This window comes from Vallitalea pronyensis (assembly GCF_018141445.1).
GTDB lineage: Bacteria > Bacillota > Clostridia > Lachnospirales > Vallitaleaceae > Vallitalea > Vallitalea pronyensis.
The window spans coordinates 189283-202500 of record NZ_CP058649.1 but is presented as its reverse complement, the minus strand read 5'-3'; the positions used below and the strand labels follow the sequence as shown (position 1 = coordinate 202500).

At 39.9% G+C, this 13218-nt stretch carries 10 protein-coding genes, 6 tRNA genes and 4 rRNA genes (1 of these 20 only partly in view); 19 read left to right on the top strand and 1 reads right to left on the bottom strand.

Annotated features, from left to right (window positions below; genetic code table 11):
• The 10 genes from HZI73_RS00880 to HZI73_RS00835 form a co-directional block, all read left to right on the top strand.
• Nucleotides 1-396, top strand: a 16S ribosomal RNA gene (locus HZI73_RS00880); it begins 1133 nt to the left of the window's first position.
• A gap of 146 nt (nucleotides 397-542) precedes the next feature.
• Nucleotides 543-660, top strand: a 5S ribosomal RNA gene (rrf, locus tag HZI73_RS00875).
• A 25-nt stretch (nucleotides 661-685) separates the two neighbouring features.
• Nucleotides 686-762 (top strand) — tRNA-Ile (locus HZI73_RS00870).
• A gap of 32 nt (nucleotides 763-794) precedes the next feature.
• Nucleotides 795-867: transfer RNA gene (locus tag HZI73_RS00865), tRNA-Ala, on the top strand.
• Between the two features lie 580 nt (nucleotides 868-1447).
• A 23S ribosomal RNA gene (locus HZI73_RS00860) occupies nucleotides 1448-4352 on the top strand.
• A gap of 142 nt (nucleotides 4353-4494) precedes the next feature.
• Nucleotides 4495-4566 (top strand) — tRNA-Asn (locus HZI73_RS00855).
• A 19-nt stretch (nucleotides 4567-4585) separates the two neighbouring features.
• Nucleotides 4586-4657 (top strand) — tRNA-Glu (locus tag HZI73_RS00850).
• Nucleotides 4658-4659: 2 nt separating this feature from the next.
• Nucleotides 4660-4777, top strand: a 5S ribosomal RNA gene (rrf, locus tag HZI73_RS00845).
• Together the 16S, 23S and 5S rRNA genes with 6 tRNA genes alongside form the textbook arrangement of a ribosomal RNA operon.
• Nucleotides 4778-4821: 44 nt before the next feature.
• Nucleotides 4822-4892: transfer RNA gene (locus HZI73_RS00840), tRNA-Cys, on the top strand.
• Between the two features lie 15 nt (nucleotides 4893-4907).
• Nucleotides 4908-4981, top strand: a tRNA-Met gene (locus tag HZI73_RS00835).
• A gap of 206 nt (nucleotides 4982-5187) precedes the next feature.
• Here HZI73_RS00835 and HZI73_RS00830 read toward each other — a convergent pair.
• On the bottom strand, nucleotides 5188-6078 hold the full coding sequence (locus HZI73_RS00830) for a DMT family transporter (protein WP_212696399.1): 891 nt from the start codon (nucleotides 6076-6078) through the stop codon (nucleotides 5188-5190).
• A 227-nt stretch (nucleotides 6079-6305) separates the two neighbouring features.
• On the opposite strand from HZI73_RS00830, the gene HZI73_RS00825 reads away from it, so the two are divergent.
• The 9 genes from HZI73_RS00825 to dnaB all read left to right on the top strand — a co-directional run bounded on the left by HZI73_RS00825 (nucleotide 6306) and on the right by dnaB (nucleotide 13193).
• On the top strand, nucleotides 6306-6497 hold the full coding sequence (locus HZI73_RS00825) for a DUF951 domain-containing protein (RefSeq protein ID WP_212696398.1): 192 nt from the start codon (nucleotides 6306-6308) through the stop codon (nucleotides 6495-6497).
• Between the two features lie 154 nt (nucleotides 6498-6651).
• Nucleotides 6652-6939: a 30S ribosomal protein S6 gene (gene rpsF / locus HZI73_RS00820; protein WP_212696397.1), complete on the top strand. Its 288-nt coding sequence runs from the start codon at nucleotides 6652-6654 to the stop codon at nucleotides 6937-6939.
• 24 nt (nucleotides 6940-6963) lie between these two features.
• A complete protein-coding gene (locus HZI73_RS00815) occupies nucleotides 6964-7401 on the top strand; it encodes a single-stranded DNA-binding protein (protein WP_212696396.1) in 438 nt (145 codons plus the stop codon).
• A 117-nt stretch (nucleotides 7402-7518) separates the two neighbouring features.
• Entirely contained in the window at nucleotides 7519-7755 is a 237-nt protein-coding gene (gene rpsR / locus HZI73_RS00810; protein WP_212696395.1) for a 30S ribosomal protein S18, read from the top strand.
• Between the two features lie 375 nt (nucleotides 7756-8130).
• Nucleotides 8131-8460, top strand: coding sequence for a MazG-like family protein (locus HZI73_RS00805; RefSeq protein ID WP_212696394.1), 330 nt, complete (start codon nucleotides 8131-8133; stop codon nucleotides 8458-8460).
• A 29-nt stretch (nucleotides 8461-8489) separates the two neighbouring features.
• Complete coding sequence (locus HZI73_RS00800) at nucleotides 8490-9194, top strand: DUF2232 domain-containing protein (protein WP_212696393.1); 705 nt, start codon at nucleotides 8490-8492, stop codon at nucleotides 9192-9194.
• Nucleotides 9195-9238: 44 nt separating this feature from the next.
• On the top strand, nucleotides 9239-11269 hold the full coding sequence (locus HZI73_RS00795; protein ID WP_212696392.1) for a DHH family phosphoesterase: 2031 nt from the start codon (nucleotides 9239-9241) through the stop codon (nucleotides 11267-11269).
• 3 nt (nucleotides 11270-11272) lie between these two features.
• A complete protein-coding gene (gene rplI / locus HZI73_RS00790; protein WP_212696391.1) occupies nucleotides 11273-11719 on the top strand; it encodes a 50S ribosomal protein L9 in 447 nt (148 codons plus the stop codon).
• Between the two features lie 136 nt (nucleotides 11720-11855).
• Nucleotides 11856-13193, top strand: a complete 1338-nt coding sequence (gene dnaB / locus HZI73_RS00785) for a replicative DNA helicase (protein WP_212696390.1) — start codon at nucleotides 11856-11858, stop codon at nucleotides 13191-13193.
• Nucleotides 13194-13218: the final 25 nt, after the last annotated feature.

Sequence of the window (13218 nt, the reverse complement as noted above, 5' to 3'; positions counted from 1 at the left end):
TCTAGAGAGACTGCCGGGGACAACTCGGAGGAAGGTGGGGATGACGTCAAATCATCATGCCCCTTATGATTTGGGCTACACACGTGCTACAATGGTAGTGACAAAGGGAAGCGAAGTGGTGACATGGAGCCAACCCCAAAAAAGCTATCCCAGTTCGGATTGTAGTCTGCAACTCGACTACATGAAGTTGGAATCGCTAGTAATCGCGAATCAGCATGTCGCGGTGAATACGTTCCCGGGCCTTGTACACACCGCCCGTCACACCACGGGAGTTGGAAGCGCCCGAAGCCAGTGACCAAACCTTTATGGATGGAGCTGTCGAAGGTGAAGCCGATGACTGGGGTGAAGTCGTAACAAGGTAGCCGTATCGGAAGGTGCGGCTGGATCACCTCCTTTCTAAGGAAGATCGTTAAAGTCGAGGCTTTAAACGATAAGTAGAATTGCATGGAATAGTAAAGCATAGCCAAAAGTTCGTTTCACTGTTGAGTATTCAAGGAAAAACAAACAAATATATACCGTTTATTCTAAGAATAGAAGAGATTTCTGGTGGTGATGCGTCTATGGGACATACCCGTTCTCATACCGAACACGATGGTCAAGCCACAGACGGCCGATGGTACTTGGTTGGAGACGACCTGGGAGAGTAGGTGGCTGCCAGATTGCCAATAACACGCTCAGCGTGTCAGGGCTCATAGCTCAGCTGGTTAGAGCGCACGCCTGATAAGCGTGAGGTCGGTGGTTCGAGTCCACTTGAGCCCACCAATTAACAATTTCATACACAAAAAGAACACCATGGGGGTATAGCTCAGTTGGGAGAGCACCTGCCTTGCAAGCAGGGGGTCAGGAGTTCGAATCTCCTTATCTCCATTGTCTCTTGAAAAGAAACAATTAAGCATGGGCTTTGCATATGCAAAACGATTGCTTTTATACAAGAGATTTGAACATTGAAAACTTCACATTGAAAAGATATTTAACAAAGAAGAAGTCATTCTTTCAGGAGATAACTTCTAAGGAAAGAACCTTTTGTCATGCCATAAAATGTATGTAAAAGAACTTAATCCATTTGTTAAATACTGACATCAAATGATAATCAATTATCCTATGATTTAAAAGAAAGCACTTGTTTTGCATACGCAAAGCCAATGCTTAAAAGAACCAAGAGTAACCAAGAACAAGCTACGTATCTATTGTCAACAATAGGAGCATACAAATAACTTGTAAATCTTAGCTCTTAGTGCGATCAATGCATGCTTGATTGGAAGGTTGTTATACATGTTTATAAGAATCTTACGAGAAAAGCTGTTTATGGCAACATTTATTCTCATATTGTTCTTCTAAGCTTTAAAAATCACCCAAAACCGTGGTGATATTTAAACCTAAGAATCACGAAGAGATAGGCAATCGTTTTGCATGCGCAAAGCCGATGCTTAGATGAGAAAAATGTGTAGGTCAAGCTAATAAGAGCAAAGGGTGGATGCCTTGGCACTAGGAGCCGATGAAGGACGTGATAAGCTGCGAAAAGCTTCGGGGAGGCGCAAATAGCCATCGATCCGGAGATATCCGAATGGGGAAACCTGACTGGGAAAAGCCCAGTTACTGCATGGTGAATACATAGCCATGTAGGGGGAACTCGGGGAACTGAAACATCTAAGTACCCGAAGGAGGAGAAAGAAAAATCGATTCCCTAAGTAGCGGCGAGCGAAAAGGGAAGAGCCCAAACCTAAGAACTTAGTTCTTAGGGGTTGAGGACCGCAGAATGTATCTCGACGTTTAACCGAATGGTTTTGGGAAAGCCAACCAAAGAAGGTGAAAGTCCAGTAGGTGAAAGACCGAGAGAGCAGGCGGTATCCAGAGTAGCACGGGACACGAGAAACCCTGTGTGAAGCTGGGGGGACCACCCCCCAAGGCTAAATACTCCCTAGTGACCGATAGCGTATAGTACTGTGAAGGAACGGTGAAAAGAACCCCGGGAGGGGAGTGAAAAAGAACCTGAAACCCTTTGTTTACAAGCAGTCGAAGCTCGTATATAAATCAGAGCGACGGCGTACTTTTTGTAGAACGGTCCGGCGAGTTACGTATAACTGGCAAGGTTAAAGACTAAAGGTCTGGAGCCGAAGGGAAGCCAAGTCTTAATAGGGCGTTAAGTCAGAGTACGTAGACCCGAAACCGGGTGACCTACCCATGGTCAGGATGAAGTTACCGTAAAAGGTAATGGAGGTCCGAACCCACACGTGTTGAAAAACGTGGGGATGAACTGTGGGTAGCGGAGAAATTCCAATCGAACCCGGAGATAGCTGGTTCTCCTCGAAATAGCTTTAGGGCTAGCCTTGATGGAGTCTAATGGAGGTAGAGCACTGAATTGTCTAGGGGGCCGCGAGGCTTACCAAAACATATCAAACTCCGAATGCCATATAGATGCTCATCAGGAGTCAGACTGCGCGAGATAAGTTGGGTAGTCAAAAGGGAAAGAGCCCAGACCACCAGCTAAGGTCCCAAAGTACATGTTAAGTGGAAAAGGATGTGAGATTTCGAAGACAACTAGGATGTTGGCTTAGAAGCAGCCATACATTCAAAGAGTGCGTAATAGCTCACTAGTCGAGAGATCTTGCGCCGAAAATGTCCGGGGCTAAAACATGACACCGAAGCTGTGGATTGATAGTAATATCAGTGGTAGAGGAGCATTCTTAACTGGGACGAAGCTGTACTGTAAGGAGCAGTGGACTGTTAAGAAGAGAGAATGCCGGAATGAGTAGCGAGAGAGAAGTGAGAATCTTCTCGGCCGAATATCTAAGGTTTCCAGAGTAAAGCTGATCTTCTCTGGGTAAGTCGGGACCTAAGGCGAGGGCGAAAGCCGTAGTCGATGGACAACAGGTTGAAATTCCTGTACCGCATGCAAACAGAACTGTGGGGACACAGGAGGATAGGAAAAACGGGGAATGGAAAAACCCGTTCAAGTACAAAGGATAGGAAGACAGGCAAATCCGTCATCCGTTTCTGAAGTACGATGAGGACCGAAATATAAGTAGGGAAGTTTCTGAATCCAAACTGTCGAGAAAAGCCGCTATTGTTTTGTATGTGCCCGTACCGTAAACCGACACAGGTAGATGAGGAGAGAATCCTAAGGCCGACGGGAGAAGCGTTGTTAAGGAACTCGGCAAAATGACTCCGTAACTTAGGGATAAGGAGTGCCTCTTTAGAGAGGCCGCAGAGAATAGGCCCAAGCGACTGTTTAGCAAAAACACAGGTCTCTGCAAAACCGAAAGGTGAAGTATAGGGGCTGACGCCTGCCCGGTGCTGGAAGGTTAAGAGGAGGGGTTAGCGTAAGCGAAGCTCTGAATTTAAGCCCCAGTAAACGGCGGCCGTAACTATAACGGTCCTAAGGTAGCGAAATTCCTTGTCGGGTAAGTTCCGACCCGCACGAAAGGCGTAACGATTTGGGCACTGTCTCGACAACGCGCCCGGTGAAATTGTAGTACCGGTGAAGATGCCGGTTACCCGCGACAGGACGGAAAGACCCCGTGGAGCTTTACTCCAGCTTGATACTGGGATTCGGTATTACATGTACAGGATAGGAGGGAGACGTAGAAGCAAGGACGCCAGTCTTTGTGGAGTCGCTGTTGGGATACCTCCCTTGTAGTACTGGATTTCTAACCTAGCACCCTAAACGGGTGTGGGGACAATGTCAGGTGGGGAGTTTGACTGGGGCGGTCGCCTCCGAAAAGGTATCGGAGGCGCTCAAAGGTCATCTCAGAATGGTTGGAAACCATTCGCAGAGTGCAAAGGCATAAGATGGCTTGACTGTGACACCGACGGGTGGAGCAGGTACGAAAGTAGGACTTAGTGATCCGGTGGTATGAAAGTGGGATTGCCATCGCTCAACGGATAAAAGCTACCCCGGGGATAACAGGCTTATCACTCCCAAGAGTTCACATCGACGGAGTGGTTTGGCACCTCGATGTCGGCTCATCGCATCCTGGAGCTGTAGCAGGTTCCAAGGGTTGGGCTGTTCGCCCATTAAAGCGGTACGCGAGCTGGGTTCAGAACGTCGTGAGACAGTTCGGTCCCTATCCGTCGTGGGCGCAGGATATTTGAGAGGAGCTGTCCTTAGTACGAGAGGACCGGGATGGACGAACCGCTGGTGTATCTGTTGTATTACCAAGTGCATAGCAGAGTAGCCAAGTTTGGAAGGGATAAACGCTGAAGGCATCTAAGCGTGAAGCCCCCCTCAAGATAAGATATCCCATACCGTAAGGTAGTAAGACCCCTTGAAGACGACAAGGTTGATAGGTCGGAGGTGTAAGCATGGTAACATGTTCAGCTGACCGATACTAATAGGTCGAGGGCTTGACCTAGCTATGATTGGCTAAGGGTTAAGATGTATAAGTTATAAGTAAGTGTAGATAACTTGTTCAGGTTAGAATGGATAAATGAACGATTATATAATGATGTGTATGTGTTTTCAATGTGTAGTTTTGAATGTTTAATAAGCATTATTCCTCGATAGCTCAATGGTAGAGCATTCGGCTGTTAACCGAAGGGTTGTAGGTTCGAGTCCTACTCGGGGAGCTTGACATCTTAATAATTAGGCCCGTTGGTCAAGCGGTTAAGACACCGCCCTTTCACGGCGGTAACAGGGGTTCGATTCCCCTACGGGTCACTTTCGGTGGTAATGCGTTTATAGGAAACACCCGTTCTCATACCGAACACGTTGGTTAAGCTATAAGCGGTCGATGGTACTTGGTTGGAGACGACCTGGGAGAGTAGATGGCTGCCGATTTTTGTTGTTGACAAATTTATTATATTACGCATATAATAAATTATGGCGCCATAGCCAAGTGGTAAGGCAGAGGTCTGCAACACCTTCACCATCGGTTCAAATCCGATTGGCGCCTTGAATTTCATAATGCCGCGGAGTGGAGCAGTCTGGTAGCTCGTCGGGCTCATAACCCGAAGGTCAGAGGTTCAAATCCTTTCTCCGCAATTTAAAAACAGCTATTTAAGCTGTTTTTTGCTATATAAAGGTTATTTATAGAAGGTAAACGTTTTATTCAGCTATAACCGTTGAACTTTAACTAGAATCATTTAGACAATTTGTAGCTATAAAAAATAGAGTTTGCGAACGAAACTCTATTTCAGAATATAAATAATGTAGAATATACCTATTAAGTATTGTAAATTAAATAAAACTTATTCTTCCTGAGGTATTTTTCTTGTTCTAAAACTGTTAAAATCCACTTCTGATATGAGGATAGCTGTAAATATAACGATACATCCCACTATCAATTCGATAGTCATTACTTCCTTTAATAAGACAATAGAAAAAATGGTGCCAAATGCCGATTCAGTGGATAGAAAGATAGCTGTTTTGTTAGCATGAACCTTATTCTGGGCATAGGTTTGAATGAAAAATGCAATAGAAGTACAAAACACACCCAAATATAAAATAGAGATGAATGCCTCACTTTTTACACCGATTACGCCTCCATCTGTTATGAGGAATGTAAAGAGTGAAAAGATAAAGGCAAAATACATTTGTAAAATGCTTAGTTTTATGGGGTTAATCTTTCTACTAAAATGGCCATTTGAAACGATATGTGATGCAAAAAACAAAGCACATATTAAGGTTAAAAGATCACCAAGATTAACACCTAGGGTTGTATCTAACGTCAACAAACCAATACCAACAACACAGATTATAGCAGACAAAAAAGATTTACCTGGTGGCTTTTTATGATAGATGAGCCAACATATAAAGGGTACGATGATCACATTAACCCCTGTTAAAAAAGCATTTTTAGAAGGGGTGGTATATAGGAGACCAAAGGTCTGAAATGCAAAGCCTAAAAATAGACATAGACCAACAATAAAACCACCCAATACATCTGCCTTTGTTATGGACTTTAATTGTTTATAAAATAAGATGCTCAATAATACAGATGCTATGAAGAATCGGAGAACCAATACCAACATAGGAGAAGCCCCATTCGTTAGAGCAATGTCAGAAGCAATGAACCCACTACCCCATATCACTGCTACGATTAATAGGAGCCCTTCATAAATATATTTTGATTTTTTCATTATCATCACCACGAATTTTATTTACCAGCATCTATTATTATACCAGTCCTTATGGAAAAAAGTAAGTTATTTTGATTAATAATGGGTATTTACTATGGTTCCACATTTACTAATCTTAATTTTTATTTTATAATAATGGAGAACGATAAATCATGAATAGTCTATTAAAAAATAAAACCATAACATCATATCAAACATGATTGATGTAGAGTTGTGAGGTGATGATATTGGATATTAAAATTGATGATGTGGTACATTTGAAAAAACAACATCCATGTGGGAGCCATGAGTGGGAAGTGCTTAGAACGGGTATTGATTTTAGAATTAAATGCTTAGGATGCGGGCATCAAGTCATGATTCCTAGAAAAAAACTAGAAAAAAACATTAAAAAAATTAAACGTAATGGGGCAGATTTGTAAAGAATAAAATTTCCTCTTGTGCTATGGTATAATGTGTGTTAATATATTGTAGGTGTAGCATGGATAGTACAATAGTCTTGTTATGCCTTGCTACTTATATATCCTTGCTCTTATTCTCATATAAGGGCCAAAGTCCAAAAGGAGGTGTCATATTATGAACAAATACGAATTAGCAATTGTAATCAACGGAAAAGTTGAAACAGAGGTTAAAGAAGCAACTTTGGAAAAAATCAAAGGTTATGTTGAGCGATTCGGTGGTACAATCAGCGAAGTTGATGACTGGGGAAAAAGAAGACTAGCTTATGAGATTGAAAAAGTAAAAGAAGGTTTCTATTACTTCATTAAATTCGAATCAGCATCTGACTCACCAGCTGAGATTGAAAAAAGAATTCGTATCATGGAACCAGTTCTAAGATTCTTATTCAGACGTTTAGAAGACTAGTAATTTCAAGGGGGTAATAATGTTATGAATAAAGTTATATTAATGGGTAGATTAACCAAGGACCCAGAAGTGAGATATTCACAAGGCGCACAACCACTTGCTATTGCAAGATATACATTAGCAGTTAATAGACGTTTCAAACGTGAAGGCGAGCCAGATGCTGATTTCATTAACATTGTGTCCTTTGGAAAAGCGGGAGAATTTGCTGAGAAATTCTTTAAGAAAGGTCAGCAGATTTCAATAGTAGGTAGACTTCAAATAAGAACTTATGACGATCCAGACGGTAATAGAAAATGGATTACAGAAGTCATTGCGGAAGAGCAGTATTTTGCTGAAAGCAAAGCTTCTTTTGAGAAAAGAATGGCAACAGAGTCCAGTGCTCCTGTTCCAGCACCATCTTCTAATAAAGCCGATGGGTTTGTTCCAATTGACGAAAGCTTTGAAGACGATTTACCATTTTAGTCATAGACATCTCTAGAGTGTTTATGCAGCGATCGATTACAATATAATGAAAAGAAGTTGTTTGAATCATTGATTCAAGCCAATTCTTTATTGATTTTTGAAAAAGGAGGTACGACCATGGCTTTCCAAAAAAGAAGAGGCGGAAGAAGAAAAAAACGTATTTGTATTTTTTGTGCAGACAAAAAAGCGACAATTAACTATAAAGATGTGAGCAAGTTAAAGCGTTACGTTTCTGAAAGAGGAAAAATTCTTCCTAGAAGAATTACTGGTAATTGTGCAAAGCATCAAAGAGCTTTAACAATAGCCATTAAGCAATCAAGACATATCGCTTTAATGCCTTATACACTTGACTAATAGATATAATCGGCTCTGAGTTTACTCGGAGCCTTTTTTATTCCTATAGGAAAGTCCTCTGAATTCAGCATATGAAGTAGAAGCTTTTTTCATAGGCGTCAAGGAAACTTTCCTAACGTAACAACTTGCTTCGCAAGATGTGACGTAGACGCTTTGTTCTTCTTATGGTAGAAGTCATTGGATTCATAGATATAGAATCATGTGCATATGGGTGAATGTAACTTTTCATATGTTCTATTAAATGGTATAATAATGATGGACCAGTGTAACACTTAGTCATAATCGTTAACTTTGTTATGGACTTGCTTGGTAAACCTAAAAGAAACCTATAGATGAGAAGCAGAAAGTCAATAATATAAGAAGGGGACTGTTATTATGGCTATGTATAATGGCGACTTTGATATTACGAAAACTATAAAAATTATTGAAAGTTTAAAAAGTCAATTGTTATCAAATGTTTCAGCACTGTTTTCAAACATGGCAGAGGCCAATAAGGATTGTCACAATGAAAATATTGATATATTATCTGATATTATTATTCTTTCATATTTACTGTCCGATAAGCTAGGGGTATCTAATGAAGCTTTAGATATGAAACTCATTAACAAATTGCGATTAGCAACGTTACAGAACCCTGAAAATGACCAATGGTCTAATGAAATATCCTTATTATCAAAACATCTGAATAAATCCAGACATATGTAATAAGGTAGGTGCTATTTTAGGAGGTTACTATGACAAAAGAAATGCCTCTAAAGACTTCTTTTAAAGATACAGTAACGCTGTTTAGTTTAGGGTTATTTGTCAGTATAATAGGTATTATTGCTCTTATCAATACATGGTATGACATGGATATAATAGGTTATTATTACCGTATAATTGAAGGAGTAGAAGCTGATTTTATAAGCGTATACAGAAGTCTGTTAGCGGATGATATGAATAATTTAGAAGAGTATACATTGGTGATTGATTATCTTAAAGGTGTTTTTTCCTTTTTAAGATATTATTATCCTGCCATGTTGTATATGATATGTATGGGACTATCGTGTATACTGGTATTAATATTCAAATTAGTAACCCATCAAATGGCCATGGATACATTGAAACTTAGTCATCTGCTTAACGTGAAGGTATCAAGACATATTATATTTTTCTTATTAGGTGTTATGCTGATAAAAGCTTTTATAACAGATGGCAGCAATTTATTGCTCATAGCTATCAATAATCTGTTAATTATTCTTATAGTCATGTTATTTTTACTGGGTATATTATTTGAGGTATTCATGATTATGCGTACTGAAAGTGGACGACAGAAATTCTTTTTAATCATGATGTCTGTATTTTGTTTGATTTTCTTTAAGACTTATTTTGTGATAGCTGGTTTTATTGAAGGGACGTTTCAAATGAGAAGCAAGTTAAATAAAACGTCAAATACATAATTAAGTTATGACATCTCTTAAAGGTTAAAGGAGAAGATTAGTGTATGAAGAAGGACATTCAACTGAATAGGCAGCTAAAAAGTTACTTTAGGTGGCCTATGATTTATTTGGGGTTTTTACTGATTCTAACCATTATTATGTTTTACATTGATACAACAGCTGGTGTTATATCAGCCATATTCTTTTTAATTGGTATTATTGTAAGTGTACTGATTAGTTTTGTTTCTAAACGCCATTTATTGAGTGAAATTATACATTATGCTTTTACATTTGGCAGCCTTCAAACCAATTTCTTACTTAAGTTTCAGATTCCTTATATTCTCATAGATGTAGACGGAAGGATCCGTTGGTTTAATGAAGCCTTTGAAACCATAATAGGTGAGAAAAAAGTATTGGATAAAAACATCAATGCCCTCATACCACCCCTTAACGCAGCTATATTACCTGTGGAAGAAGATGGTGTGTTTGAAAAAGAAATTGAAATAGAAGATAAAATCTATCGGGTTGTTATACGGCATCTCACCACACAAGATGCTGGGGATTATGACCATGTGAATGACAATGGTGTCATCTATGCCACTTACTTTTTTGACATCACAAAAGAGACAGAGCTTCAGAAAAAAAATGAAGACCAAAAGACCGTGGTAGGATTACTCTATATTGATAACTATGAAGAGGCACTGCAAAGTATTGAAGACGTACGTAGGCCTTTGTTAGTAGCCCTTATTGATCGAAACATTAATAAATTCGCTAAAAAAATTGATGGTGTGGTACGTAAATTCGAAAAAGATAAATATATGATTATATTTCAAAAGAAATATTTAAAAGATTTGCATGAAGATAAGTTTGCGATTCTTGATGTCATTCGTGATATTAATATTGGAAATGAGCTTCCTGTAACACTCAGTATGGGATTAGGTGTGAATGCTTTTTCTTTTACTCAGTCCATGGACTTTGCCAGAGTAGCCATCGACCTAGCATTAGGTCGAGGTGGTGACCAAGCGGTGATAAAAGAAAGCGATAAATTCCTTTTCTATGGAGGAAAAACCCGAGGGGTAGAAACAAGCGCTCGGGTGAAAGCACGGATAAAAGCTTATGCTTTTAGAGAATTGATAGAAGACTGTGAAAAGGTCATTGTGATGGGACATAAAGTACAGGATTTAGATTCTCTGGGTGCAGCAGTCGGTATCTATAGCTGTGCAAGGTTACTGGATAAACCTGTGCATATCGTTCTTAACGAGATTACATCTTCTGTTAAGGCGCTATATGACCGCTTTCAGGCTGATGAACGTTATGAGGAAGATTTATTTATAGACAATATGGAAGCCGTTAATCTTGTAAATGAAAATACATTGTTAGTTGTGGTGGATGTGAACCGTCCAAGTTATACAGAATGTGAAGAATTACTGGATTATACGCAAAACGTGGTTGTTTTTGACCATCATCGAGTAGGTGCAGAACATATAGAAAATACTGTGCTTAGTTACATTGAACCCTATGCCTCTTCCACATGTGAAATGGTGACAGAAATTATTCGTTACATCTCCGATAAAGTAAAATTGCGCTCTACAGAAGCAGATGCTTTATTTGCTGGGATAACCGTGGATACGAAGAATTTTGTGGTGAAGACAGGTGTGAAGACTTTTGAAGCCGCAGCATACTTAAGACGTAATGGGGCAGATGTGGTACGTGTTAGAAAGTTGTTTAAAAACGATATGGCATCTTATAAAGCAAGAGCAACAGCTGTTCGAGATGCGGAAATCTATCGAGAGAATATGGCCATTACCATATGCCCGTCAGATGCACCTAACCCGAACCTTGTAACAGCCCAGGCGGCAGATGAGTTATTAAATATATCCGGTATAAAGGCATCCTTTGTATTAACCGATATTCAAGGTACCATATATATGAGCGCACGATCTTTTGATGACATTAATGTGCAGCTGATTATGGAAAAGTTAGGCGGAGGAGGCCACTTAAGTGTGGCAGGTGCTCAGCTGAAAGATTATACCATTGAAGGGGCCATTGAAATATTAAAAGAGACAATTGATGAATACTTAGAGGAAGGTGAATAAATCATGAAAGTTATTTTACTAGAAGATGTAAAGAAACTGGGTAAAAAAGGTGATCTGATCAATGCAAGCGATGGCTATGCAAGGAATTTCCTGTTCCCAAAGAAATTAGCCGTTGAAGCTACCAATGCTGCTATGCATGATCTTAAACTTAAGCAACAATCGGAAAAAAGAAGACAGGAAGAACTCTTTAAGCAGTCTAAAGAGCTTGCTGAGGAAATAAAAGGCTGCGCCATTACCATTCATGTAAAAGCAGGTGATGGCGGCAGAATATTCGGTTCCGTGTCAACAAAAGAGATTACAAAAGCTGCAAAAGAACAATTGGGTCTTGATATAGATAAGAAAAAAATGTTATTAAAAGAGCCCATAAAAGCCTTAGGCACACATGTGATACCCATTAAATTAAATGCTAAGGTAAAGACGGAATTAACAGTAAAAGTTCAAGAAGCTTAGTATAATACCCATAGACCCGTCTTTATGTTGGGTCTATGTTACGCATGCATAGTAAATGATTAACCGCCATCTCATCGGATGATGTGTATGGCAAGAATCAAAAATTGATGTTGTATGTTTGAGATATGGAGGGATTGTGGTGGAAGCAGAAATAAAAGGATTACCACCATATAGTATCGAAGCAGAACAGTCTGTCATAGGTTCTATGATATTAGACCGAGAGGCTATTTCATCAGCTCTAGAAACATTAAGTGGTGATGATTTCTATCAGCCGGATTTAAAGACAATATTTCAAGCTGCTGTTGAATTATATAATAGTAATAAACCTGTGGACCTTGTAACCTTGCAGACAAAACTCAAAGATGAAGGTGTTTTGGATCAGATAGGTGGCGTGAACCACTTATCTAATCTTGCCATGTCTGTGCCTACTTCAGCCCATGTTAAGAATTATGCGCAGATTGTTAAGGAAAAGTCTGTCCTAAGGCGTTTAATCAAAACCAATCAGGAGATTATTGCGGATAGTTATGATGGTACGAAAAAACTGGAAGAGGTACTTGGTACAGCAGAAGAACGCATCTTTAATATTGTACAAGATAGACGTACAGAGGAGTTCTCCTCTATAAAGGATTTAGTTGTACCAACCCTTAATAAAATTGAAAGTATCCACAAGAATCAAGGAAAAGTGACGGGGATACCCACAGGCTTTATTGATCTTGATTATAAAACAGCAGGTTTACAACCTTCCGACTTGGTATTGGTTGCTGCAAGACCATCCATGGGGAAAACAGCCTTTGCGTTGAATGTAGCCCAACATGCAGCCATTAAAGAGAATGCATCCACAGCTATTTTTAGTCTGGAGATGTCCAAGCAGCAGTTGGTGAACCGTCTTCTGTGTTCAGAAGCCATGGTAGATGCTCAGAAGGTGCGTACTGGTGACCTGGAAGATGATGATTGGGCTAAGATTGCTACAGGAGCGAGTATTCTGTCTACAGCGCCCATATACATTGATGATACACCAGGTATTACCATATCGGAAATGAAAGCAAAATGCCGTAAGCTTAAGCTAGAAAAAGGATTAGACCTGATTTTGATTGACTACTTACAGCTTATGAGTGGTAATGGAAAAACAGAATCTAGGCAGCAAGAGATATCAGAGATATCAAGGTCCCTAAAGGCATTAGCAAGAGAAATGGAAGCCCCTGTAGTTGCTTTGTCACAGCTTAGTCGTGCCTGTGAATCAAGAGCTGACCATCGGCCCATGTTATCGGATCTTCGTGAATCTGGAGCCATCGAGCAGGATGCCGATGTGGTGATGTTTTTGTACCGTGATGAATATTATAATCCTGAAACAGAAGCTAAAAATCAAGGGGAACTCATCATCGCTAAACAACGTAACGGTCCTACAGGTACGGTTCATCTTGTCTGGATGGGACAATTTACGAAATTTGCAAGTATGGAAAACAATAATTATTAAAAGAGCCAAAGGGCTGTTATATCCA